The 23,566-nt window shown below is 63.7% G+C and carries 14 protein-coding genes; 6 read left to right on the top strand and 8 right to left on the bottom strand.

Going from position 1 to position 23,566, the window contains the following annotated elements; genetic code table 11:
• Positions 1-133: 133 nt before the first annotated feature.
• From ACQY7R_RS20400 to ACQY7R_RS20410, 3 genes are all read right to left on the bottom strand, one after another.
• Complete coding sequence (locus tag ACQY7R_RS20400) at positions 134-817, bottom strand: response regulator transcription factor (protein ID WP_428307396.1); 684 nt, start codon at positions 815-817, stop codon at positions 134-136.
• Between the two features lie 446 nt (positions 818-1,263).
• Entirely contained in the window at positions 1,264-1,524 is a 261-nt protein-coding gene (locus ACQY7R_RS20405) for a hypothetical protein (RefSeq protein ID WP_428307397.1), read from the bottom strand.
• A 192-nt stretch (positions 1,525-1,716) separates the two neighbouring features.
• Complete coding sequence (locus tag ACQY7R_RS20410; RefSeq protein ID WP_428307398.1) at positions 1,717-3,438, bottom strand: NADPH-dependent assimilatory sulfite reductase hemoprotein subunit; 1,722 nt, start codon at positions 3,436-3,438, stop codon at positions 1,717-1,719.
• A 258-nt stretch (positions 3,439-3,696) separates the two neighbouring features.
• Here ACQY7R_RS20410 and ACQY7R_RS20415 point away from each other — a divergent pair, with 258 nt between their 5' ends.
• The 3 genes from ACQY7R_RS20415 (at position 3,697) to phnD (ending at position 6,481) form a co-directional block, all read left to right on the top strand.
• Positions 3,697-4,230, top strand: a complete 534-nt coding sequence (locus ACQY7R_RS20415; RefSeq protein WP_428307399.1) for a phosphatidylglycerophosphatase A family protein — start codon at positions 3,697-3,699, stop codon at positions 4,228-4,230.
• A 140-nt stretch (positions 4,231-4,370) separates the two neighbouring features.
• The gene (locus ACQY7R_RS20420; protein WP_428307400.1) at positions 4,371-5,234 is read left to right on the top strand and encodes a bifunctional 5,10-methylenetetrahydrofolate dehydrogenase/5,10-methenyltetrahydrofolate cyclohydrolase; all 864 of its coding nucleotides are present in this window, start codon (positions 4,371-4,373) and stop codon (positions 5,232-5,234) included.
• A 170-nt stretch (positions 5,235-5,404) separates the two neighbouring features.
• The gene (gene phnD, locus ACQY7R_RS20425; protein WP_428307401.1) at positions 5,405-6,481 is read left to right on the top strand and encodes a phosphate/phosphite/phosphonate ABC transporter substrate-binding protein; all 1,077 of its coding nucleotides are present in this window, start codon (positions 5,405-5,407) and stop codon (positions 6,479-6,481) included.
• 87 nt (positions 6,482-6,568) lie between these two features.
• Here the strand turns inward: phnD and ACQY7R_RS20430 are convergent, their stop codons facing one another.
• From ACQY7R_RS20430 to ACQY7R_RS20440, 3 genes are all read right to left on the bottom strand, one after another.
• Positions 6,569-7,372, bottom strand: coding sequence for a TrmH family RNA methyltransferase (locus ACQY7R_RS20430; protein WP_428307402.1), 804 nt, complete (start codon positions 7,370-7,372; stop codon positions 6,569-6,571).
• Positions 7,373-7,378: 6 nt separating this feature from the next.
• Positions 7,379-8,251, bottom strand: a complete 873-nt coding sequence (locus ACQY7R_RS20435; RefSeq protein WP_428307403.1) for a class I SAM-dependent methyltransferase — start codon at positions 8,249-8,251, stop codon at positions 7,379-7,381.
• Positions 8,252-8,401: 150 nt separating this feature from the next.
• Complete coding sequence (locus ACQY7R_RS20440; protein WP_428307404.1) at positions 8,402-9,097, bottom strand: SGNH/GDSL hydrolase family protein; 696 nt, start codon at positions 9,095-9,097, stop codon at positions 8,402-8,404.
• 204 nt (positions 9,098-9,301) lie between these two features.
• Here ACQY7R_RS20440 and uvrA point away from each other — a divergent pair, with 204 nt between their 5' ends.
• Positions 9,302-16,747, top strand: a complete 7,446-nt coding sequence (gene uvrA, locus ACQY7R_RS20445; protein ID WP_428307405.1) for an excinuclease ABC subunit UvrA — start codon at positions 9,302-9,304, stop codon at positions 16,745-16,747.
• Between the two features lie 377 nt (positions 16,748-17,124).
• Positions 17,125-18,645, top strand: coding sequence for a C2 family cysteine protease (locus tag ACQY7R_RS20450; RefSeq protein ID WP_428307406.1), 1,521 nt, complete (start codon positions 17,125-17,127; stop codon positions 18,643-18,645).
• Positions 18,646-18,759: 114 nt separating this feature from the next.
• Here ACQY7R_RS20450 and ACQY7R_RS20455 read toward each other — a convergent pair whose 3' ends face one another.
• Entirely contained in the window at positions 18,760-20,088 is a 1,329-nt protein-coding gene (locus ACQY7R_RS20455; RefSeq protein ID WP_428307407.1) for a hypothetical protein, read from the bottom strand.
• 748 nt (positions 20,089-20,836) lie between these two features.
• Here ACQY7R_RS20455 and ACQY7R_RS20460 point away from each other — a divergent pair.
• A complete protein-coding gene (locus ACQY7R_RS20460) occupies positions 20,837-22,072 on the top strand; it encodes an MFS transporter (protein WP_428307408.1) in 1,236 nt (411 codons plus the stop codon).
• Positions 22,073-22,379: 307 nt separating this feature from the next.
• On the opposite strand, the gene ACQY7R_RS20465 is transcribed toward ACQY7R_RS20460, so the two are convergent.
• Positions 22,380-23,561, bottom strand: coding sequence for a fatty acid desaturase family protein (locus ACQY7R_RS20465; protein WP_428307409.1), 1,182 nt, complete (start codon positions 23,559-23,561; stop codon positions 22,380-22,382).
• Positions 23,562-23,566: the final 5 nt, after the last annotated feature.

A 23,566-nucleotide genomic window follows, 5' to 3' on the forward strand; every position in this document is an offset into this window, starting at 1 on the left:
TACCATGGCGGGGGGAGCGCTGCCACGCACGCGGGCTGCCAGCGCATTCCTAGCCCCGGGCTCCGCCCGGGGGTGGCGTTGCGTATCGTGAAGTCCAACGGAATAGATGCCGAACCCCGGGCGGAGCCCGGGGCTAGCCAGCCGTGCAGAGCAGCGATTGCGGCATGAGCTCGCCCATGGAAATCGCTTCGTTCAACGGGGGGCGTTGTTCGTCGGTGGTCGTTTGCATGACGATCGTCACGAGTTCCGCCACCGAGCGAATGCCAAGCTTCGCGAAGATGCTGCGGCGGCGGTTTTCGATCGTGCGGACGCTGACGCCGAGTCGACGGGCGGTGATCTTATTCGGCGAGCCGTCGACGATTTGCCACATCACTTCGCGTTCTTGCGGCGTGAGGCTGCCGATCCGTTCTTGCATGCTGGCGTGCCGGCCGCGGCGGTAGCGGCGATCGGCGTCGAGCGCGAGAGCGGCTTCGACGGCCTTCCAAAGTGCTTCGCCCGTGCAAGGCTTGTCGAGCACAGCAATGGCGCCGTTGCGCATCGCGGTAACGATCAGTTCCGTTTGGGGAGTTGCCGTCATCAAGATCAACGGCAGCAAGATCTCGCGGCGCTGCAGTTCAAGTTGCAGATCCAACCCGCGCATGTCGGCGAGGGCGTCGCCAGCGATGATGCAGCCGGGGCGGTCGACGCACGCGACGAGCAGCGCTTCGGCCGAGACATGGACGCGGCACTCTAAACGGAGCGATCGCAAGTGCGCGGCCAGCGAGTCGATGTTCGCCGCATCGTTGTCAACGACGTGGATCAGGGGAGATTCGTTCATGGGATCCTCGGGCGGGAGTTTGATCGTGGCGATCAAACCGTGGCGGGCGGTAGGCGGGAAGTTGCCGGGCGGCGTCGATTCGTGCGACGCCAAAATCGGAGCCGAGCAACTCTAACCCCCTGCTGTCGCGCCGTTGGCAGAATTTCGCTGACCGCTAGAGACTTCGCTCTACGCAGAGTCAGCGCATGTGCCGTGTATGCCGGGATGGGCCCCCAAAGGGGGCACATTGGTCCGTAAACCCCGTGATGCGAACACCCCTGGCCCTGGAATGCGCGGAAACACCGGCTTTCTAGGCGTTGTTGACGAGCGTGCGCGGCGGTTGGGGTGAATGCGTCACGGGCGCGTACGGCGGGGGGCTTCTGCCGTTGGGGGCTGGGGTGAAGCCTTTGGGTGGGGGGATGAACCCCAAGACCGCAGGGATGAACCCTGCGGCTCGCTTGGCGTTGCTATTTCGTGGTGCGTTCGTCGGCGTCGAAGACGTAGTGGTCGATGCAGGCGAGGATGCCCATGGCGACGATCGATAGAACGAAGGCCGAGGCGCTCATCAGCGAGAGCATCAAATAGTCAGCCGAGTCTTCGCCGCCGTCGATTTTCCAGAGGCGAATGCCGTGCACCAGGTAGTAGACGGCTCCCGTCAAAAAGACGAGGCCGAGCACCAGAGCGACCCAGGCAGCCAACTCGATCGCCCGCTCGAAAAGCCAAGTCATGTCCGTCGCCTCGCAGCTAGAGGAGTGTTGCAACGGACACAGTTTAGACCGGCGCAGCGCGGATCGCCACTGGGGCGCGGCGTGCAGCATCGTCGCGTTCTAGCCCCGGGCTTCGCCCGGGGGGCGGCGTAAACTAGAGGCGACGCTCCATCGGCATGGTGCGCGACCCCCGGGCGGAGCCCGGGGCTAGGGTTACGCCGCTTCGACGGGGAGTTCGCAGTGGGCGAGGAGATCGTCCTTGCCTTTGCGATTGCAGAAGTCGCCGAACGCTTCGCCGGTGGTCCGTGCGTCGCGGAAGTAGCGGAAGACGTTCGCCAGCCGCGGCGCCACTTCCTCGGCCGGGACCATGTCCTGGTAGATGAAGCTGAGCCGATCGCCCTGTTTGCGCCCGCCGAGGAAGATCGTGTACTTCCCCTTCGCCTTGCCGACGAGGCCGATGTCGCTGTTGTAGGGACGAGCGCAACCGTTCGGGCAGCCCGTCATGCGGGTGGTAAAGACCTCGCCCGCCAGGCCGAGATCGGCGAGGCTGTGCTCCATTTGGTCGATCATCCCGGGGAGCGCGCGTTCGCTCTCTGTGATCGACAGGCCGCACGTCGGCAGCGCGGGGCACGCCATCGACCAGCGGCGGATCGTGCTGGTTTCTTCGGTGGTCGGGACGCCGTTGCGATGGAATATTTCCATCAGCCGACCGTGGTCCGACTCCTTCAGGTCGCAGAAGATGATGCCCTGATGCGGGGTGAGCCGCAGCGGCGGGGCGATCGTCCGGCAGACTTCGCGGAGGGCGGTCTTCAGTTTGAACGAGCCTTCGTCCTTAATGCGGCCGTTCTCGACGTTGAGGCCATAGAACCACTTGCCGTCGCCCTGGGCGTGCCAGCCCATGCCGTCGTTCTGGTCGGTGACGATCACCGGCTTCGGCGGCGCGAGCGGACCGCCGTAGTATTCTTCGACCTTCTCCTTGAAGCGTTCGATGCCCCAGTTGTGGATCAGGTACTTCAGGCGGGCGACTTTGCGGTCGGAGCGGTTGCCGAAGTCGCGTTGGACCTTGATCACCGCCTTGGTGACTTCGATCGCGTGCGCCAGCGGGATGTAGCAGAGGGGTTGGGCGAGCGCGGGGAAGGTCTTCGCCGCGCTGGGAGTGACGCCGAAGCCGCCGCCGACCAGGACGTTGAAGCCGGAGACGTGCCAGTTTTCGGCGATCGCCATCAGGCCGAGGTCTTGCGAGTAGAGGTCGACGATGTTGTCGGCCGGCAGGCCGATGCCGATCTTGAACTTACGTGGCAGGTAGGTGGGGCCGTAAAGGGGTTCGACTTCGTCCCCCTCAATCTTGCCGCCGCCGACGAGTTGCCGTTCGCGGGTCTCTTCGTCGATGAGCCACACCTCGTGGTACGCGCGGGTGCGCGGCCGCATGTGGGTAACGAGTTCGTCGGTGAAGGCTTGCAGTTGGTTGTAGACGGCGTCGCCATGGTAAGGGCATGGCGAGCACATGATGTTGCGCACGACGTCGCCGCACGCGGCCAGCGTCGTGAGCTGGATCTCGTTGATCCGGTTGATCGTCCGCTGCAGGTCCGACTTCAGAATGCCGTGGTGCTGAAGGCCCTGGCGGGTGGTGATACGGAGCGTGGTGTTGCCGACCTCGTCGCAGAGATCGATCTCGGCCAGCATCTGATTGCTGGTCAGCTTGCCGCCCGGGATGGCGGAGCGGACCATGAAGCTATAGGTCTTGCCGTTGCCGCGGTCGTCGCGGTTGTCTTGCTGGTAGGTGCCGTGGTGCTTGAGGAGCTGGATGCTCTCCTTGCCGAAGAAGTCGTTTTCATCGACGAGTTCGGTCGGGATCGGGCCCCGCAGGTAGTCGCTTTCGATCTTGAACCCTTCGACGGGGCTCAACTTCTCTTCTTTGGTGGGGGCGTCGCTCATGATCCCGTGTGCTTGTGGCCTGCTTGTTGCTGCAGGGCCTGCGTAGATTGCCTAGTTCGGTAAGTTTGACTCGAACATTCATCATACCTATCGGCGGAATGCCCGGCCATATCGGTCGGGGTGGATCGCCTGAAGGTGTCGGGGGCCTTTTGCCACTGGAAACCTGTTTTGGTCGCAGAAATCGCGAGTGGCAAAAGGCCCCCGACACCGTCGACCGCCGCTTGTCGCCGCGGCCTGCTTCGTCGTACGATGCGAGCCATGCAAGCAGATGACACCTTCGATGGGCCGACAGGTTCGCTAGGCGAACGGCTGGCCGTTTGGCTTGCCACGGGGCTGGGGCTGGGGCTCGTGACGCCTGCCCCGGGGACGATTGCGGGGCTGTGGGGGCTGGGCGTGGGAGCCGCGGTTTCCCAAATCAGCGAGCTCGGCGCCCAGATCGGCGTCATCGTCATGCTGCTGATCGCCGCCGTCTGGATCTGCGGCGTCGCGGCCCGGGCCCTCGGCGGGAGCAGCGATCCGGGGGCGATCGTGCTCGATGAGATCGTCGTTCTGCCGATCGTGTACCTCGTCGCCCCGGAAATGAACTGGGCGATTTTGTTGACCGGCTACGTGCTGTTCCGGATCTGCGATATCTGGAAGCCGGGGCTCGTGCGGGTGGCGGAGCGGCTGCCGGGCGGGTTTGGGATCGTGGCCGACGACGCCGTGGCGGCGGTGTTGGCGGCGTTGTTCCTACAGATTTTGTTGTGGGTGGAGCAGGCGGCTGGGGTGGAGTGGCTGGTAGCGAGCGCCTGACGTTTGGGTGGCGTGAGGGGTACAATCGGCGGGAGAAGTGCACGCCGGAAGACCGCGGGGATGAACCCCGCGGCTCGCTTGTGAAATGCGTTCGATCGCATTTGCTGAACCCTGACACCTGAACCCCCGACGCCTCGCCGATGCCTGCCCAACTGCTTGATGGCAATGCTCTCGCCCGCCAGATTCGCCGTGAGCTGACTGCCGAGGTCGCCGACTTCATCGAGAACAACGGCGTCGTGCCGGCGCTCGCGGCGGTGCTCGTCGGCGAAGATGCAGCCAGCCAGGTTTACGTGCGGAACAAGCGCCGCGATTGCGAAGAGGTGGGGATCCAGAGCTCGCTTCACCGGCTCGGCGCCGACGCGACGCAGGAAGAGCTATTGAACCTCATCGCGAAGCTCAATCGCGACGAGACGGTGCATGGCATTCTCGTGCAGCTGCCATTGCCGCCGCAGATCGACACCCGCGTGATTCTCGAAGCGGTCAGCGCGAACAAAGACGTCGACGCGTTCCATCCCGAGAATGTTGGCCTCGTCGTGCAGGGGCAGCCGCGGTTTCTGCCCTGCACTCCCTCGGCGGTGCAGCAGATTTTGATTCGCAACAACGTGCCGATCGCCGGGCAGCATGTGGTGGTCGTGGGACGGAGCGACATTGTCGGCAAGCCGCTGGCGATCATGCTCGGCCAGCGCGGCGAGGGCGCCGACGCGACGGTCACGCTCTGCCACAGCCGCACCCCCGATTTGGGGGCGTTCACACGGCAAGCGGACATTCTGGTGGCCGCGATCGGCAAGCCGAAGTTCATCACGGCCGACATGATCCGGCAGGGAGCGACGGTGATCGACGTTGGCATCAACCGGACCGACGCCGGGTTGGTGGGCGACGTTGATTTCGAGGCGGCGCTGCCGGTGGCAGGACGCATCACGCCGGTGCCGGGCGGCATTGGCCCGCTGACGCGGGTGATGCTGTTAGTGAACACGCTGACGGCGGCCCGGCAGTTGGAAATGTAGGGCTGACTTCCCGGCCTTCGCGGCATCTTCACGCTGCGGGCATTTTTGTTGAATTCACCTGCGCCAGTGGTATGCTGACCCAAACCAGCAACCGGCGAGCCGAAGGGTTCATCCCTACGGTCTCCCAACTTCCCGCGCTGCGCTCTCCCCGCCCTACCGCAGGTCCTCCCATGTCCGACGCATCTGGTGACGGTTCCTTCTCCTTCGGCCGCGTGCTATTGCTCGTCGTGCCGCTGGCCCTCATCGGCTGGGCCGCCCGCATGTATAGCGGCAACCTGGAGAACAGCGCGCAAGCGCACCTGGAGCGGACGATGGCGTCGCGATTGCTCGCAGACGTCGCCGCGTCGGAGAAACTGAACGCCAAGTATGCCGACGCTGATAACAATCTCGTCGCCGATCCACCGAAAGATGAAAAGGAACTCCTCGATCCCGAGGCGATCAATTTCTCGTACGTCGCCTCGAGCGATACCGAGGACGAAGCAACGACTTGGAAGGAATTCATCGCCGCACTTTCGGAGAAGCTCGGCAAGCCGGTGAATCTCGTCACCTACGCCGACGTCAACGAACAGATGCGGGCTCTGCAGAATGGCGAGTTGCAAGTGACGGCGTTCGCCACCGGCGAAACGCCGGAAGCCGTTAACGAGGCGGGCTTCGTACCTGCTGCATGCTTCGCCGACGCCGACGGCAACTTCAGCTACACGATGAAGATCATCGTCCCGGCCGACAGCGACATCGCAAAGCCGGAAGATTTGAAAGGGAAGCGGATGACGTTCGTGCGGCCGCGTTCGAACAGCGGATGCACGGCCGCGCTGGTGATGTTGATGAATGAGCACGACCTACAGCCGGAACGCGACTACAGCTGGGGTTTTTCGTATGGACACGAGAATTCGATCAAGGGCATTGCTGAGAAGAAGTTCGCCGCCGCCGCGGTGGCGAGCGATATCCTCGCCCGCATGATCGCCAACGGCGATATCGCCGAGAGTGACGTGAAAGTCGTTTATGAGTCAAAGCCCTACCCGCCGGGCGTCCTCGGCTACGCTCACAATTTGAAGCCTGAACTGCGCGACGGCATTGTCGAGACATTCACGACGTTCGACTGGAAGGGAACTGGGCTCGAGGCGGGCCCAGGCAAGTCGGGGAGCGTGAAGTTCGCGCCGGTGGAGTACAAGAAGGATTGGGAGCCGGTTCGCGAGATCAATAAGACCGGTGGCGAGCTGTTTACGAAGCTGGCTGCGCCTGCGGCGTAGTGAAGTTAGAGGGGGTCGGGGGCCTTTTGCCACTAGCGACTTTGCTGCTAGAGCAGACCAACCAGTGGCAAAAGGCCCCCGACCCCGTCAAGGCGTCACTGTTCGCTGCCGCTGCGCCTCGTAAAAGAGCACGACGGCCGTCGCCGACACGTTAAGGCTGTCGGCAATCCCGCGCATCGGCAGGCCAATCGCCGTCACCGCATCGCCGCTCCAGGCGTCGGTAAGCCCTTCAGCCTCGCTTCCCAGCACGATCGCCGCGCCGCCGCGGTAATCGACTTCGGTGTAAAGTTGCGTCGCATCGGGCCGTGCGGCGAAGGCGGGGATGCTTTGCGAACGGAGCCACGCTTGCGTCTCCGCGCTCGTCGCCGTGCAGACATTGTGGGCGAAGATCGTCCCGAGGCTCGCGCGGATTGCGTTCGGATTGAAAAGATCGGTCCGCGGATCGGCGATCACGACGGCGTCGACCCCTGCCCCGTCGGCGCTGCGGAGGATGGCGCCAACGTTGCCGGGCTTCTCGACCCCTTCGATGATCGCCACGAGCGGCTGGGCCGGTAGCTTGAGCTGCGCCAGCGTTCGCACCGGCGTGCGGGCGATCGCGAGCACCCCGCCGGTTCGTTCGCCGAAGCAGAGTTTTTCGAAGACTTCTTCCGTGACCGTCGCCACAACGGCGGGGGAGTTGCTAACGGCTTCCGCCGCTTGCTGCGTTTCGGCGTCGCGGCAGCGCGCTTCGCAGATGAAGGCTTCGACGATCTCGATGCCGGAACTAATCGCTCGCAGCAGTTCGCGGGCGCCGTCGATGACGAACCGCCCCTGCTGTTGCCGTTGCCGCGCGAGGCGCAACTTGGCGGCTTCTTTCACGCGGGCATTTTGGCGACTGGTGATGTGTTGCATGTGGAATTACCCAGGCCAGCGGGCGGCGATGCCGCTGGGGAGGCGGCGGTTGTCGGCGGTTTGTAGCGAGAGTTCGAGCGTGCGGGGCGGTTGGCCGCAGGCGCCGAAGATCCCTTCGCTGAGGTAGGCGGAGAGCTCTGCTCGGCCAATGCCGGGCGAGTGGCAGGTGAGCAGCAGGAACTTCGGGCGGCGGTCGGTTAGTTCGCCGCAAAGTTCCAAAAGCGGCAGCAGGTCGCGTTTGACGTTCCACTCCTCGCCTTTGGGGCCGTGACCGTAGGTGGGCGGGTCCAGGATGATTGCGTCGTAGAGGTTGCCGCGTTTCACTTCACGGCGGCAGAATTTCGCGGCGTCTTCGACGATCCAGCGAATCGGGTGTTCTGCGAGTCCCGAGGCGGCGGCATTCTCTCGCGCGCGGGCGACGACGCTCTTCGCCGCGTCGACGTGCACAACGTTTGCGCCGGCTGCCGCGGCGGCTAGCGAACTGCCGCCGGTGTAGGCGAATAGATTGAGCACATTGAGCGGCGTCGCTGCGGCCGCAGCTCGCGATGCAATCCACGCCCAGTTGTCGAACTGCTCCGGAAAGATGCCGATCTGCCCCGACGGCAGCGGTTCGAGCAGCATGCGGAATGAACGCTCGGCGCCGAGCGGCACATCGAGCGTCACTTCGCGCTGCGGCCACTTAGCCACGACGGGCGACCATTCGCCATCGGCGGCGCGATCGCCTTCAAAGCGGGCGATCGCGCCGCGCCAGGCTTGCGGCTTCGACTTGGCAAGGTCCACCGCAGTGGGGCAAGGGCGATCGAGCGTCCACTCGCCGAACCGCTCCAGCTTGCGACCGTCGCCGAAGTCGAGCAGTTCGTAGTCTGGCCAAGCGGTCATGCTGCGTCATTCAACGTAGGGTGGGTCATAGCGCAGCGAAGACCCACCTTCCCGCGTAGCATTCCGAACTGCGATGCTGGGCGAGTGTGGATGCCTAGAAGGTGGGATTCCGCTGCGCTGCTTCCCACCCTACGAATTCCACCTCCGTGGTTAGTCTTTCTTCTCCACCAGCGGCGTCACCAACTCCGTCCAGACCTCGTAGCCCTTGTCGTTCATATGCAGCCCGTCGTCGGCGAATAGTTCCTTCCGCGGTTCGCCTTGTTCGTCGAGCATACCGGGCCAGACGTCGACGTAGGTCATGTTGCCCATCTCGTCGAAGTCTTCCGCGATCAGCCGGTTCGCTTCCTTGATCTTGTCGGCCAGCTTCCAACGGGCGATGCTCGGCTTGATCGCGAGGAAGATGATCGGCAGTTCCGGCTGCGGGCCGCGGACCTTTTCGACGAACGCCCGGAAGTCGTCACGGACTTGTTCGGGCGACTTGCCGCCGGCGATATCGTTGTCGCCGGCGTAGAAGACGACGCCTCGCGGTTCGTGGATGTTGACCAGCCGCTCGGCATAGTGGGTCGAATCGCAAATCTGCGAACCGCCGAACCCGCGGTTCACCACGAGCATGTCGGGAAACGATTTCTGCACGTCCCACAGCCGGATACTGCTGGAGCCGAGAAACAGAACGCCCTGTTTTGGGGGCGGCATTTTCTTATCCTCCTCTTCGAACTTAGCGATCGCGTCGGCCCAAACTTCGGGATTGCAGGGCTTCGGCTCCGTGGCGCGGGCGGGCGCGGCAATGCTGGCGCCGAGCGCGAGACACATCAGGCCTAGGAGCGACGTGCGGGAAATCGTAGGCATCGGGAGTCGGCTCCGTGCGGAGTGTGTGGCGTTTGCGGCGGCCTGAAAACTGTGCCGTTGGATTCTTGCTGGACGGGCGTACAATACGGGATTCGATTTGCTTGCAAAAATTGACAACACGAAGCCTAGCCTCGACCGAGCTTGGTCGGGGCTGACGCAGGACGCACCCCTTGGCGATCTGCAGCCTCCAGCCGAACTCCCCGCATGCCTGCCTCCGACATCATTATCAAAGGCGCTCGCGAGCACAACTTGCGGAGCGTCGACGTCACCCTTCCCCGCAACCAGCTGATCTGCCTCACGGGGGTCTCGGGAAGCGGTAAAAGCTCGTTGGCGTTCGATACCCTCTTCGCCGAAGGGCAGCGGCGTTACGTCGAAAGCCTCTCGACGTTTGCCCGCCAATTCCTGGGCCAAATGCCCAAGCCCGACGTCGACCACATCAGCGGCTTGAGCCCCTCGATCTCGATTTCGCAGAAGTCCTCAGGCAACAACCCGCGCTCGACTGTCGGCACGATCACCGAGATTTACGACTTTTTGCGGGTGTTGTACGCCCGCGTCGGCCAGGGGCACTGCCCCCAGTGCGGCAAGGTGATCACCGCCCAAAGCCGCGAGGCAATCATCGGCCGGATCGAGCAGTTGCCGGCCAAGACGAAGTTCATGGTCCTCGCCCCGGTGGTTCGCCGGCAGAAGGGCGAGTTCAAAGACCTGTTCGAAGATCTGCAGAAGCAGGGCTACGTCCGCGCGCGGGTCGACGGCCGGGTGGTGCTGCTGAACGAGTCGCAATCGCTCGATCGGCAGATGCGGCACGATATTGAAGTGGTGATCGACCGCCTCGTTGCAGGGCCGACGATTCGGACGCGGCTGGCCGAGGCGGTGGAGCTGGCGCTCAAGCTGGGCGACGGTAATCTCATCGTGACGCCCGAAGTCGACGTGGCTCAACCGGCGCTTGAGCTCGATGACGAAGATCGCGCTGAGCTCGCGCCTGGCGATGAAGAAGAGGAGCCGACGGCGCCGAAAGCGCGCGGCCGCAAGAAGGCGGCGCCTGCTGCTGCCGAAGAGGGGGACGAAGAGGAAGCTCCCGAAGCCGCCGCTCCCGCGGCGCGCGGTCGGCATAAAGGGAATGGCCAGCCGGGCGACATCACCCTGAGCGCCGACTACGCCTGCAACTCGTGCGGCATCAGCTTCCAACCGCCGACGCCGCAGCTCTTCAGCTTCAACAGTCCGCAGGGGATGTGCCTTTCGTGCGACGGGCTGGGCGAGATGTTCAGCTTCGATCCTGAGAAGCTCGTGCCCGATCCGTCGCTGTCGTTCGGCGGCGGAGCCATTGAGCTGATCGGCTCGTGGAAAGATCTCGGCCGGTGGAAGCGGCATATCTACGCCGGCGTCGCCGACACGATGGATCGCAAGCTTTCGCTCGGCGATAACTATTTGCTCGAAACCTCTTGGAGCGATCTGAGCGACGAGGATCGCCGCATTTGGCTGTGGGGGACCGGCAGCGAGCACATCACCTACACCTGGCGCAACGGCAAGGCGTCGCAAAAGTACGGCGGGACGTTCGACGGCGTCATTCCCGAACTGCTCGAAAAATACCGCACGGCGAAGAGCAAATCGCTGATCGCGAAGCTCGAACAGTTCATGAACGTCATCCGCTGCCCCGACTGCCATGGCAAGCGGCTCAACGCGCAAGCGTGCGCGGTGCGGATCACGACAGCCGACGAAGCGTTCGCCGAGGCGCCGACGCTGACGCTGCCCGATCTCTGCCACATGCCGATTTCGGAAGTCGAGAAGTTCTTCAGCGGACTGATTCTCGACAACACGCAGCAGCAAATTGCCGAGGAAGCGCTCAAGGAAATCCGCGGCCGACTGGGGTTCCTCACGAACGTCGGCCTCGAGTACCTCAGCCTCGACCGCACGGCGCCGACGCTTTCGGGCGGCGAATCGCAGCGGATTCGCCTGGCCGGGCAAGTCGGCTGCGGCCTCGTCGGCGTGCTCTACATTCTCGACGAGCCGTCGATTGGCCTTCACCCGCGCGACAACGATCGGCTGCTGGCGACGCTCGAACGGCTCCGCGATCTCGGAAACACCGTGGTCGTCGTCGAGCATGACGAAGACACGATGCGGGCGGCCGACCACATCATCGACTTCGGCCCCGGCCCCGGCGTGCGCGGCGGCAAGGTCGTCGGCATCGGCAAGGCGAAAGACGTTGAGAAGTCGAAGGAGAGCGTCACCGGCGCGTATCTCAGCGGGGCGCGGAAGATCGAAGTTCCCAAAGAGCGCCGCGTCACGCCGTTTCGGCCCACGACGCCGACGCGGTTCCGCGGCCCTGTTCCCGCAGCGCCGGAGGTGGAGCCAAACGAGTTCCCCACGATTCGCATCGTCGGCGCGCGGCACAACAACCTGAAGAACGTCGACGTCGAGATTCCGCTCGGCAAGTTCGTTTGCGTCACCGGCGTCAGCGGCAGCGGCAAGAGCTCGCTGGTGAACGACATCGTCAGCGAGTCGCTGCTCCGCGATCTTATGGGGGGCAAAGGAACGCCTGGCGATCATGATCGGATTGAAGGAATCGAGCAGCTCGACAAGCTGATCGCGATCGACCAGACGCCGATCGGCCGCACGCCGCGCTCGAACCCGGCGACCTACATCAAGGTGTTTGACGAGATCCGCGATCTCTACGCGCAGCTTTCGGAGTCGAAGCGTCGCGGTTACAAGCCGGGGCGGTTCAGCTTCAACGTCGTCGGCGGCCGCTGCGAAGCGTGCAGCGGCAACGGCTCGAACAAGCTCGAGATGGATTTCCTCGCCGACGTGTGGATCACCTGCCAGGTTTGCCAGGGGCATCGGTTCAATCACGAAACGCTGCAGGTGCTGTTCAAAGGGAAGTCGATCGCCGAAGTGTTGGAGATGGACATCCAGCAGGCGATGGAGCATTTTGAGAACGTGCCCGCGGTGTACGATCGGCTGGCAACGCTCCACGCGGTTGGCCTCGACTACATGAAGCTGGGGCAGCCCTCCCCTACCCTGTCGGGCGGCGAGGCGCAGCGCATCAAACTCGCCCGCGAGTTGGTGAAAAAGTCGACCGGCCGGACGATGTACCTGCTCGACGAGCCGACCACCGGCCTCCACTTCGCGGACATCGAACTCCTGCTGAAGGTGCTGCACGACTTCGTCGATGTCGGCAACACGGTGCTGGTGGTCGAGCATAACCTCGACGTGATCAAGACGGCCGACTGGGTGATCGAGATCGGCCCCGAGGGTGGCAAAGCAGGCGGGCAAGTCGTCATGGCGGGCACGCCCGAGCAAATGGTTGATCATGCTCTGAAGGCAATAGGGAATGCTGAAGGGGGAATGGCGAAGGGCAAAAAGTCCGACGCCGACTCCTCCCCATCCCCCACTCCCCATTCCCCATTGCTACCCTCCCACACCGGTCTCTCGCTCGCCCCGTACCTTGGCGTCAAAACGCCCAAATCGATCGCCGCCCAACAAGCCGCGAACTCGAAGCGCGTCCCCGTTCCGCAAGCGACGCACATCACCGTCCGCGGCGCCCGGCAGCACAACCTCCGCAACGTCGACGTCTCCGTACCACGCGATGAAATGACCGTCTGCTGCGGCCCGAGCGGCAGCGGCAAGACCTCGCTCGCGATGGATACGATCTATGCCGAGGGACAGCGGCGGTACGTCGAGAGCCTGTCGAGCTACGCCCGCCAATTCATCGGCCAGCTGCAGAAGCCAGCCGTTGAGCATATCGAAGGCCTCTCCCCGGCGATCGCGATCGAGCAACGCACGACCGGCCACACGCCGCGCTCGACCGTCGGCACGGTCACCGAAATTTACGACTACTTCCGCATTCTGCTGTCGCGGCTCGGGCAGATGCACTGTCCCGACTGCGATATCCCCATCGGCACGCAGTCGCCCGACGAGATCATCACTGCCGTGCTCAGCGAGCCCGAGGGAACGAAGGCGTACCTGATGGCGCCGCTCACGCTCGCACAGGGCGAGCAGTACGAGCAGCTGTGGGCGAAGCTCAAGGGAGACGGCTACCTGCGCGTCCGCGTTGATGGCCAAACCTTCGAGCTCGACGCCATGCCGGCCGTCGATCGCCGCCGCAAGCACGACGTCGAGGTGATCGTCGACCGCATCACGATCCGTAAGGATGGTCGTGGGCGGCTGGCCGACAGTATCGAGAGCGCCCTCTCGCTCGGCCGCGGCGTCTTGCATCTGGCGATCGTCGACGACAAGCAGCCGGAGACGCGTTGGCCGGTGAAGGTCCACAGCCAGCACCTTGTGTGCACGCAGTGCAATCGGAGCTTCGAGGCGCTGTCGCCGCATCACTTCTCGTTCAACAGTTCGCTTGGCTGGTGCGGGGCGTGCGAAGGCCTCGGCACCGAAGTCGGCGCCAACCCGGCGTCGCTCTTCCGCAGCATGTCGATGAGCCTCGCCGAGGGGGCGATCCTCGTCTGGCCGAACGTCAAGCAGCCGCTGTTCGCCGCGATGCTCGGCGCCCTGCACGACCGGTTCGGCATTCCGATCGACGTGCCGTTCGATAAGTTGTCGCCGCGCAATCGCCGGTTGGTGATGTACGGTACGGGGGAGGAATGGATCGACGTCGTTCCGCAAAACACCGTTCAGAAAGCCGCGACCGGTGGTCGCGGTACCAGCGCTGCCGAAGACCGCGACCGCCGGTCGCGGCTCTCTGCATTCCGGTTCCAATACAAGGGGCTGTACCCGGCGCTAGAGGAAGCATCGCGATTGTCGCCGCGTCTGCGCGGCCGGCTCGAACATCTCGTCGATGAAATCGAATGCAGCCAGTGCGGCGGCAGCCGCTTGCGCGACGATTCCGCCGCGGTGCGGTTCCAGACACGCACGATCGACGAGTATTGCCGCCTGCCGCTTGGCGAACTGCTGCCGACGGTCGACAAGTGGAAGCTCCCCGCTGCGCAGAAGAAGATTGCCGGCGAGCTCATCCGCGAGATCCGCAATCGACTGACGTTCCTCTGCGACGTCGGCCTCGAGTACCTCACGATCGGCCGCTCGGCGCCGACGCTCTCGGGCGGCGAATCGCAGCGGATTCGCCTAGCGAGCCAAGTCGGCAGCGGCCTCTGCGGCGTGCTCTACGTGCTCGACGAACCGACGATCGGCCTCCATCCGCGCGACAACACGCGCCTAGTCGGCGCGCTGCACAAGCTCCGCGATCTCGGCAACACGCTGCTTGTGGTTGAGCATGATCGCGACGTGATCGCCGGCGCCGACGGGCTACTCGATTTCGGTCCGGCGGCTGGAAAGCTGGGCGGCGACATCGTCGCTCGCGGCACGCCGGAGGAAGTGAGCAAGAAGCGCGGCAGCGTCACCGGCCCGTACCTCAGTGGCAAGAAGGCGATTCCGGTGATCAAGAATCGCCGCGTCCTCAGCGAAGATCCCTCCGGCGATGGCAAGAAGACGAAAGCAACCGTCAAGTCGAAGGCGAAGGCTTCCGCGCTGCCGCCGTCGACGTTCCCTTCCTCATCGCTGCGGATTATCAACGCTCGCCACAATAATCTGAAGGGCGTCAACGTCACGATCCCGCTCGGCACGCTCACCGCGGTGACGGGCGTTTCGGGGAGCGGCAAGAGCTCGCTGGTCGAAGACGTTCTTTACAACCAGCTCGCTCGCCAACTCCATCGTGCGAAGACGGTCCCCGGCAACCACGACGGCATTGCCGGCGTTGAGCAGATCGACAAGGTAATCCGCGTCGACCAACGGCCGCTCGGCAACACGCCTTCGTCGAACCCCGCAACGTACACCGGTGTATTCGATCTCATCCGCGAGCTATTTGCGCAGCTCCCCGAGGCGAAGGTCCGCGGCTACGCGGCGCGGCGCTTCAGCTTCAACGTCCCCGGCGGTCGTTGCGACGACTGCGAGGGGGCCGGCCAGAAGTGCATCGAGATGCACTTCCTGCCCGACGTGTGGGTCGATTGCGACACCTGCCAGGGGCATCGCTACAACCGCGAGACGCTCGACGTGAAGTACCGCGGCCGCTCGATCGCCGACGTTCTGGAAATGTCGTGCGGCGAAGCGCGCGAACTATTCGAGAACATTCCGAAGGTTCGCAAGATCCTGCAAACGCTCTGCGACGTAGGCCTCGATTACGTCGCGCTCGGCCAAAGCGCCGCGACGCTATCGGGCGGCGAAGCGCAGCGCGTGAAGCTCGCCGCGGAACTCGCGCGGCCTGATACGGGCCGGACGCTCTACATTCTCGACGAGCCGACGACCGGTCTGCATTTCGACGATATCGCCAAGTTGCTCGACGTGCTCCATCGCCTCGTCGACCTCGGCAACACGGTGCTGGTGATCGAGCACAACCTCGACGTCATCAAGCAGTGCGATTGGCTGATCGATATCGGCCCCGAAGCGGGCGCCGGCGGCGGCAGCGTCGTCGGCCAGGGGACGCCGGAGCAGTTGGTCGAGCAGATGCAGGCTGCTGAGGGCGGAACGTCGAAGGCGAAGAAGAAACCAGCAGCGAAGGGGCCGGGCCTCAGCAACCCGCCGGCCGGGTTCCCATCGCATACGGCGTTCGCGCTCGTGCCGATCCTCGCTGAAGGGCCGCACGTCGAACGCAAGCCGTACGACTTCGCTGCTGCCGAAGCAAAGCGGCATGGCGACCTCGACATCAACGACCTCGGCAAAGAAGTAAAAATGCCGTGGGAACTCGATGGCCGGAAGTGGCACGTCGAGGACCGCGTCTCGCGCAGCGGCGATCCGGTGCGGTGGGACGGGCGGATTCTCGCCGCGATTGACGAGCGGGTTCACCAGCTGAGCGAATCGTTCCTGCCGACCGACTGGTCGCACCGCACGATCGTCGAGATCAACGGTCCGAAGAAGTCGGACGGGTGGTTCTTCCACGCAATCACCGGCGAGCCCTGGGTGCTGAAGCTGAAGTTCCGCACGGCAAAGCGGACGTTCAACGCCGAGCGGCTTACGGCGGAGCTCAACCTGCCGCCGTTCAACGATCTCGCCGAGATCGAAACCTACGGCAACGGACCGCGCGTGAAGTGCAAGAACCTCCGCGGCCCGTTCCAAGAGGTGCAGGTCTTCGCCCACGGTTGGGATGAACTGAACACGCCGGCGTTCTGGTCGATGGTGGAACTGGCCGTCGAAGGGTTCAAGAAGTTCACCGAGCGCGTCCGCAAGAATCCTGAAGACGTGATGCCGTGGAAGGTGCTCGGCAAGAAGTGGCATCTTGCGCGCAAAGGCTTCCCGCCGGGGAAGAAGGTGGCTTGGCCGCAAGAGACGCTCGAGGAACTGTTGGAGCTATTGGAGACGACCGCCGCGGCGGGACTAGCTGCTGAAGCGGCGAGTCCGAATGGGGATGGGAAGACGGCGCCGCAGTTCTTGTGGAACAATCAGCAGGTGGTGCACCTGATGATTCCGGGGCAGCGGATTCCGTGGGCGACGGTGCAAACCAAGCGGACCGTCGGCGTCGACGTCTCGCTGCATGGCCCTGCGGGGGCGTTCGCGACGGGCCGCGTGGCGGAGATCGGCGTGAAGCAACTGATTCAGCCGGGGAGCGAAGGCTACGACGCCGTGAAGCTGCGGTTCATCACGCCGGAAGACCTCACCCGCGGCGGACTGCGGAAGTTCCTGGCGGAACACCTCGAAGCCGTACGGGCCGTCGCGAAGTAGCCGCTTCCCTAGCCCCGGGCTCCGCCCGGGGGTGACGCCGCGTAGGGCGACGTCTACTGCAGTGGCGGCCGACCCCCGGGCGGAGCCCGGGGCTAAAGTGTGCGCGGCGCCAATGACGATGTTGCCGTTTCGCCACGCTGCGCCCCAACCGAAATAAACGGCCCAATTTTCGGCTGTTTGCGGGGCGAAACGCCCCAGGCCGCGGCGCGCAAAGCCCTTTCCCTGAGATAGCTTTTCAAGGTCCGCCCTGCCGCAGCGCTCGCCTCCTCGCCAACGCGGCTCCCGCCTCTTCGCTACGGTTCGCTGTCGATCAACTCGCTCTGTGCAGCGATCGCCGTCGATGAACCGCCCTTCTCTTCTCATCGTGGGTAAATCAAGTGAAGTCACAGCCTGCAGTCCGCTCGCGTAGCCTTCAGTTTGAACCGCTCGAACGCCGCGAAGTGATGGCCGCCGCCATTACGGCTGGCTTCAACGCCGGCGTGCTTACCGTCACCGGCACGGCGGGCAACGATACGATCAACTTCCGGCAGACGGGCGACCGCATCTCCGTGGCGAACGTCAACGGCAGTTGGGCCGCGGCCGACGTGAAGTCGATCGTCGTCAATAGTCTGGGCGGCACGGACGTCGTCTCGCTCAACAGCACTGCGAACGGCGGCGCGCAGGCGCTGGTCGAGGACGTGACGGTCAACGGCGACATTGGTTCGGATCGCGTGAAGCTCGCCGACGGGCGCGAGGTGCTGTTCAGCAATCAATCGTTCCGTGTGACGGTAGCGGGCGTCGCGACCGTCGCCGGCAAAGCGGTGCCGACGCCTGCCCCGCCGAAGCCGGTCAATTGGTTTGAAGCCAACATCCGCGATGCCGCGCTTCGCACGCTTGGCGCTTCGCTGTACCAAGACGGGGTGATCGATCGCAAAGACGCCCTCGCCTTGCTGCGGAACGTGCAGGACGGCAACGTCGTCGATTCGTCCGAACTCGCCGACCTGCGCGACATCGCCGCCAACACGAAGCTGTTCGGCACGCTGGAGTACGTTGGCAAGCTTACGAGTTACATCGTTTCGGCCAATCCTGCCAATGCGAAGTATCTCGGCGGCGCGCTCGGCAACCTCACGGTCAACTCGAGTTCCGCGCAGCTCGAGAAGCTGATTGGCAAGTGGTTCCTCGGCAACGATCGCCCGGTTGCGTCTGGGACATACAAACAGGCGGCTGGCCAGTTGTTCGTAAACGGCGCCAGCTACGAAGACATCAAACAGGGCGCCGTCGGCGATTGCTACTTCATGGCGTCGCTGGCCGAGGTGGCGCTGAAGAACCCCGCCGCCGTGACGAATATGTTCATCGTCAACGGCGACGGCACCTACACGCTGCGGTTCTACAACGGCGGGCAGGCGGCGTACGTGACGGTCGACTCGACCCTGCCGACCGACGGCGCGGGGCGATTCATCTACGCCGGCATGGGCCAGATGGCGGCGAGCGCCGGGAACGAACTCTGGACGATGCTGGCCGAGAAGGGCTACGTGCAGCTGAACGAAATGGGCTGGCAGCGGGCGGGCCTCAGCGGCTCGGGGCAGAACTCGTACGCCGCGATCGCTGGCGGCTACTGTTACGCCGCGCTCGGCCACATCACCGGCCAAGCGACGATCGCGTTCGCGCAGACGAGTTCGGCGGCGAACTTCAACGTCTTCGTGACGGCCTTCAACCAAGGGAAGATGATTGAGTTCGCGTCGAAGGGGACGCCCGCGTCGAACACGGTCGTCGGCGGGCACGCCTACGCAGTAGTCGGCTACAACGCGAAGACGCAGACGATCACGCTCTTCAATCCGTGGGGCGCGAACTATGCGCGGGTGACGATGACATGGTCGCAAATCCAAGGAAGCTTCGCCTACTTCGACCGCACGGCGTGAGCAAAGTAGCCGCGGGTCAACGACCCGCCGGAGCGCCACGCACGCGCCGCCAGCCTATTCGATCGCTGCAGCCAAGAACTGACAAAAATCGGTCCGTATTCCAAACACGGCGCCTCAAGCTGCCGCCGCTGAAGCCAACGCCTGTTGCGCCGCCGTCTGGTCGCTGCGTCCGCGATCGGTCAGCATTTGCAATCCTGGAAAGGAGGCGAGAATCGACGCGACGACGCGCCCGATCGGGTTGTCGATCTTCCGCAGGATTTTTTGCTGGCGGGTCAGCTGCGCATCGGTCGGCATGACGTAGTAGCTGGCATACTCCCTGCCCATTAGTTCCACGCTGCTCGCTCGTTCCGCGGCTGCTGCCTCATCGTCGCCGAAGGCCGTCAATTCGTAAGCAGGGTGAAGCGCATGTGGCCAAGCCGCTGCGAGTAGTTCGTCTTCCGTCGGCCGCCAATGTCGGCGGAGTTTGCTTGCCAATCGAGGCGCCCAACCCTTCTCCTGAGACTGCGGGTCGCGCACTTCGTTGATGCTGTCGAGCGCGAGCTCGCCGAGCAGTCGAGTTGTGGCAGCCTTGTCGAACGGGCGTGGGTGGCCGTCGAGGAGCAATCGCAGTTGCCGTCGCCGCAGTTCCGTTCGGCGTTGTAAAAGCTGTTCGTCGGGAGCAATCTCTGCGTTGAACTCCGCCATCGCCGCCGCCTGCTCCGCCGAGTTGTAGAAGCCGAGGATGAAGGCATCGAGCAGCTCGTCCAGATCGTTCGTTTCAGGGAGCAACGCCAGCGTGGAGAGGGCCGACTCGGCAATCTCGATGCGAATGGCCGAGGCAATCGCGTCCTCGATCGGCAGCCAGGCGGTGATCGCGGTTTCAAGCTGATGGCGCGTCGCTGGAGGGAGATCCGTTCTGGCGACGGAGGCGATGGCGTTTGCGGCGCACGAGCGTAAGGCCGTCCCGACCAACATGTCGAGGTAGAAGCCCTCACCCTGCAGAACCATGCGGCTCATTTGCAGCAGACGCATGCAGTCGGCGACCGCGGCCGTCGAGTCGCCGAGTTTGCACAAGCGTTGCGCGCGAATGGCGAGGAGTCTGCCAAAATTACGTAGATCGTTCGCCGGGACGATAATCGGCTGGGGCTCCAGCGACGTCCGGAGTTGCGCGTTGAGTTGTAGCCGGCCGCGGGCGATCCCAGCGTCGAGTAGATCGATGGCTGTAGCGTTGGCGGCGAGCCAGTCGTCGAGTCGGCGCCAATCGTCGACGGTCGGCTTGGGGGGCGTCTCCTCTTCGCAGCAACCGTAGAGAATCACCGACAAGCCAGGAGTATCGTCGGGAGGCTCAACATACTTGCCGATGGCCGCCAGCCAAGGGCCGAGCGCATTGTCGCCGTCGGCGAGCGGGATGCGCTCGTAGCGAAGCTCTGTTGGCAGGAGCGTCAGGAGTTCTTGCTGCAACATCGGCCGCTCCGAATTGCTGATCGAACGGATCGCGGCGGAATCGCCGTGAAGATGATTTTACTAAATGACTCTTTAATTGGCGCGTTGATTTGAGTTGTGCGTTGGCTGCAACCCTTTCAGGGTTGTGGGTGTTGCGCGGGGGTGTTAACCGGGGTAGATCGCTGTGCGATCAACCCCGGGCTGGATGATGGAACGCCGTTGGCGTTCGTGGAGCTTCACGGTCGCTCGTCTCCTTCGTTGGAAGTTGCGTTTGCTGTCGTGTCGCGTTGGGCTCATTTGCAAAACGCGATTTTAGGCGACACTAAGCATTGGCGGTAACTTGTTGCGGTGATTGAGATTGCGATGTCACGTCGTGTTTTAGTGTCGCATTTGACGCGACACTAAGTGGCTCCGGGACTGCGAAAGGCTCGACAACGAGCGGTTGCTGCCGGTGGGTTTTGCCACGTCAGAGTCGTCTGGAGTGGCGGCCGTCATCGGCGTCGGAGACGCCTCCCACAGGGGGGCTGGCATGCTGCGAATCTGCCTCTGAGCGCGCAGTGAACGCTCGTTTAGTGTGGCGCCATCCGCCGCCGAAAACAACGTGCCATTTTCGGCCACGTCAATGGCGGTCGCGGCTTTCCGAAGTTAGGGGTGCGTCGGGGCCATCGGGGCGAACCAGTCGCATAGTCGAGCGGTCCTGCTTGCCGTAAGATTCAAGCTCCTGCCGGCGATGACTTTCGTCTCGCCCCTTTGCACTTCGAGCCCACCGATGAGCAGCCCTGCCGCGTCCGCCCTTTCCAGCGAGTTGCCCCCGTCGACGCCGGTCGTCGAGAAGACGGCGCTGAAGGTGCTGCTGGCGATTAGCGTGGCGCACATGCTCAACGACATTATTCAGTCGTTGATTCCGGCGACGTATGTGCTCTTGCAAGGTTCGCTGAAGCTCGACTACTTCGACATCGGCCTCATTACGTTCGCGTTCCAACTCACCGCGTCGCTGCTGCAACCGGTCGTGGGGTTGTATACCGATCGCAAGCCGAAGCCATATTCGTTGGCGATTGGGATGGGGCTGACGCTCGTGGGGCTGCTTTGTTTCTCTCAGGCGCGGTCGCTGGTGACGCTCATGGCGTCGGCGGCGCTGGTGGGAACGGGGTCGAGCATCTTTCATCCTGAAGCTTCGCGGATGGCCCACATGGCCGCGGGCGGGCGGCACGGGTTCGCCCAGTCGCTGTTTCAGGTTGGCGGCAATTTCGGGACGTCGCTGGGGCCGTTGCTCGCTTCGGCGCTCGTGATCCCCTACGGCCAGGGGAACATCGCCTGGTTTTCGTTGATCGCGTTGGCGGGCATTATCGTGCTGACTCGCATCGGCACGTGGTATCACGCGAAATTGGCGACGCGAGCGGCGAAGGGAATCGTCTCGAAGCCGCAGCGGCACGCCTATCTCTCGCGGCGGCAAGTAGCCAGCGCTATCGGCGTGTTGGTGGCGCTCGTGCTGTCGAAGTACGTCTACCTCGTGAGCTTCACGAGCTACTACCCGATGTATATGAAGACGAAGTTCGGGCTGAGCGATCAGCAGGCGTTGCAGGCGTCGTTCGCGTTCTTGTTCGCGGTGGCGGCGGGGACGTTTGCGGGCGGGCCATTGGGCGATCGGTTTGGCCGTAAGGTCGTCATTTGGTTTTCAATCCTCGGCGTGGCGCCATTCGCGCTGGCCCTGCCCCATGCCGGGATGGTGGGGACGATCGTCCTGACGGTGTTCATCGGGGCGATCTTGGCGTCGGCGTTCTCGGCGATCTTGGTGTTCGCTCAAGAACTGTTGCCGGGACGAGTCGGCGCCGTGGCGGGGCTGTTCTTTGGCTTCGCGTTTGGAATTAGCGCGATCGCGGCGGCCGTGCTGGGGTACTGGGCTGATCGGACCAGTTTGGAGCAGGTCTTTCAGTTTTGCGCGTACTTGCCGCTGATGGGGATCATTGCGGCGTTCTTGCCGAAGCTGGAGCAGCGTAAGGTTTGATGGGCGGCCTTCGAACGATCTTCTGTTGGCTGCGCGTCATGCAGAGCGCTTCGCGAGATGCAGTTAGGGTGAACTCGCCGAACAGTCTAGAGGGACTTCGGCATTCAGGCCTGTAAGGCCGCGCCATGAAAGCCCAGGGCGCAGCCCTGGATAGGTCCCGCCGTTAGCAAGATAGCCCTGTAAGGGCGCGCCAGCCTTAGCGCGCCCCTTCAGGGCTTTCGCGTCAATTGCGAACGTTCTCCCAGGGCTGCGCCCTGGGCTATCATAGCGCGGCCCGTTGGGCCTGAAGAATACCCTTCGGGCGGGGTTATGCGCTGCGGCGGGTGATTGTTTGCGGATCTTCGGTCGGCTGCTGCTCGTTCGCGCGGGCGCGTTTCCACAGGCGGATGATCTCCATCGTCAGCGAGCGGGCCTCGGTCTGACGATAGGGCGAGTCGGCGGGCAGCTCGGCCATCAACCGGCGATGCGCCTTCGCCATCGCGTGGTATGGCATCGTCGGGAAGATGTGATGCAGCGCGTGGAACCGTAGGCCGATCGGCGCCCAGAGCCCGCCGATGAGCGGGGCGTGCGGGTAGTTAATCGAGTCGAGCATTTGCTCGACGAAGTTCATCTCGGTGCCGTGGCTCGTCCAGCGATGGGCGCCAAGCGTGCGGAGCGAATTCATCGCGACGATAAACACGCCGGTGAGGTAAATCTGCAGCAGCATCGAAGGCGGCAATGGTTCGTTAAACAGCAGCCCGTAGCTCATCGTCATCCGCACGCCGACGAAGCAGATGAAGAGAAAGCAGAGAACTTCCTGCATGCGAATGATCCGCAGTGCCTTCTTCGTCGGCAGCGGGCGGATGTACTTTGGGTCCATGATCATCGACGACATGTGCTGGTGGACCCAGTTGCGCAAGCGCGGGCTGAACCAGGTCATCGGCGTCAGGACGCCCCACCGCACGACGCCGAGGATCGGCAGCACGAGGATCTGCGATAGGTAGATCAGGATCGCGCGAGCCGGCATGTTCGACAGCGATATATATTCGCCGTCTTCGTGCGTGCCGTAATGCTTGCGGCGGTGGTGATCGAGATGGGTGTAGTAGACGAACGACGGGATCAGAAAGGGAATCCCGCAGAGCATATTCCAGACGAAGCGGAACGCTTTGAATTCGTCGGCCCGGATGTGGACGAGCTCGTGGATGAACAACGAGCAGCGGTAGTAGAGCAGCGACGACACGAAGAACATCGCGACCGTGGCTGGCCAGTGCCAGTCGGTGCGGGCGGCGAGGTCGGCGTTGTGCCAGAGGGCGTTCGACGCCAGAAGCTGCGGATGGGTGACCGCGGCGAAGGCGGCGACGCCGATCGACCAACTCGTGAGGAAGTCGGTCCAGTAGATCCAGGGGTTGGGGCGGAACGATCCGCCGACGATCGTACGAGCCTGCGACAACGAGAACCCGCCCAGCGGGCCGGCCCCGCGGGTCGGCTCGGAAATCGAGATCTGCGACACGTTCA

It is taken from the genome of Lacipirellula sp., assembly GCF_965279485.1.
GTDB lineage: Bacteria > Planctomycetota > Planctomycetia > Pirellulales > Lacipirellulaceae > Lacipirellula.

Excerpts from the sequence above, each read along its gene's own strand:
- ACQY7R_RS20460 (WP_428307408.1), top strand. The coding sequence starts at position 20,837 with ATGAGCAGCCCTGCCGCGTCCGCCCTTTCCAGCGAGTTGCCCCCGTCG.
- ACQY7R_RS20455 (WP_428307407.1), bottom strand. The coding sequence starts at position 20,088 with ATGTTGCAGCAAGAACTCCTGACGCTCCTGCCAACAGAGCTTCGCTAC.
- uvrA (WP_428307405.1), top strand. The coding sequence starts at position 9,302 with ATGCCTGCCTCCGACATCATTATCAAAGGCGCTCGCGAGCACAACTTG.
- ACQY7R_RS20415 (WP_428307399.1), top strand. The coding sequence starts at position 3,697 with ATGCAAGCAGATGACACCTTCGATGGGCCGACAGGTTCGCTAGGCGAA.
- phnD (WP_428307401.1), top strand. The coding sequence starts at position 5,405 with ATGTCCGACGCATCTGGTGACGGTTCCTTCTCCTTCGGCCGCGTGCTA.
- ACQY7R_RS20440 (WP_428307404.1), bottom strand. The coding sequence starts at position 9,097 with ATGCCTACGATTTCCCGCACGTCGCTCCTAGGCCTGATGTGTCTCGCG.
- ACQY7R_RS20430 (WP_428307402.1), bottom strand. The coding sequence starts at position 7,372 with ATGCAACACATCACCAGTCGCCAAAATGCCCGCGTGAAAGAAGCCGCC.
- ACQY7R_RS20420 (WP_428307400.1), top strand. The coding sequence starts at position 4,371 with ATGCCTGCCCAACTGCTTGATGGCAATGCTCTCGCCCGCCAGATTCGC.
- ACQY7R_RS20410 (WP_428307398.1), bottom strand. The coding sequence starts at position 3,438 with ATGAGCGACGCCCCCACCAAAGAAGAGAAGTTGAGCCCCGTCGAAGGG.
- ACQY7R_RS20400 (WP_428307396.1), bottom strand. The coding sequence starts at position 817 with ATGAACGAATCTCCCCTGATCCACGTCGTTGACAACGATGCGGCGAAC.
- ACQY7R_RS20435 (WP_428307403.1), bottom strand. The coding sequence starts at position 8,251 with ATGACCGCTTGGCCAGACTACGAACTGCTCGACTTCGGCGACGGTCGC.
- ACQY7R_RS20405 (WP_428307397.1), bottom strand. The coding sequence starts at position 1,524 with ATGACTTGGCTTTTCGAGCGGGCGATCGAGTTGGCTGCCTGGGTCGCT.